Raw genomic sequence first — 981 nt, 5'->3', positions numbered from 1 at the left:
CGGCCGGGTCGGCGGCCTCGCCCTCGTCGCCACCCTGGCCTATCAGGCCTACCAGAGCTGGCAGGCGAACCAGGGGCAGCGCGGCACCGCTGCCCCGCGGGCGGCCGGCTTCATCCCCTCCGCCGACGAGGCGGCCCGGATGCTCGGCGGCACCCGCTTCGCCCCGGCCTCTGCGGCCGACGAGCAGGACCGGGCCCGCGCGCTCCTGATCGCGATGATCACCGCCGCCAAGGCCGACGGCCATATCGACGCCGACGAGCAGCGGCGGATCTTCGGCGAGATGGACCGGCACGCGCTCGACGCCGACGACAAGGCCTTCCTGATGGATGCCCTGCGCGCACCCGTCGACGTCGAAGCGGTTGCGCGCCTCGCCCGCAGCCCGGAACAGGCGAGCGAGCTCTACACCGCCTCGCTGATGGCGATCAGCGTCGACACGGCCCAGGAGCGGGCCTATCTCGACCATCTCGCCCGGCGGCTCGGGCTCGATCCGGGGCTTGCGCGCCACATCGAGGCCACGCTCGCCGCCGCCTCACCGTAAAGGTGAAGACTTCGTTACCGGCGTTAACCATTCGCTAACCATCCGGCGCGCCTGATGGGCTGGTAACGAGTCGTAAACCTGTGACCAGCCAGACCCCACCCCGCCCACCGATCCGCTTCCGTGGCCGCTCGTTCCTGGCGGTCGTGCTCGCGCCCGAGGCGCCGATCGAGGATTGGCTCGCCGATCTCGACGCGCTTGCCAAGCGCTCTCCGGCGTTCTTCGCCGGCCGCGCGGTGATCCTCGACGTGACCGCCCTGGCCCCGAGCCGGGAGGCGCTCAAGGATCTGGTGGCCGCCCTCAACGCGCGCGAGATCCCGATCATGGGGATCGAGGGCGCCGGGGCGGGATCCCTCGGCCCCGGGATGCCGCCGCCGCTCAACGGCGGCCGGCCCTCGGGCGAGGTGGCGATGCCCGGCGAGGCGCCGCCCGCCGCTCCCGTCGAG

At 73.1% G+C, this 981-nt stretch carries 2 protein-coding genes; both read left to right on the top strand.

Annotation, left to right across the window (positions count from 1 at the left end):
• Positions 1-538 (top strand): tellurite resistance TerB family protein (locus QR78_RS31495; protein ID WP_048431582.1); only part of this gene is annotated, 538 nt, incomplete at its 5' end.
• Positions 539-618: 80 nt separating this feature from the next.
• A partial coding sequence (locus QR78_RS31490; protein WP_048431583.1) for a septum site-determining protein MinC occupies positions 619-981 on the top strand: 363 nt, incomplete at its 3' end.

Source organism: Methylobacterium indicum (assembly GCF_001043895.1).
GTDB classification, from domain to species: domain Bacteria; phylum Pseudomonadota; class Alphaproteobacteria; order Rhizobiales; family Beijerinckiaceae; genus Methylobacterium; species Methylobacterium indicum.
This window is presented reverse-complemented; position numbering and strand designations above follow the sequence as displayed.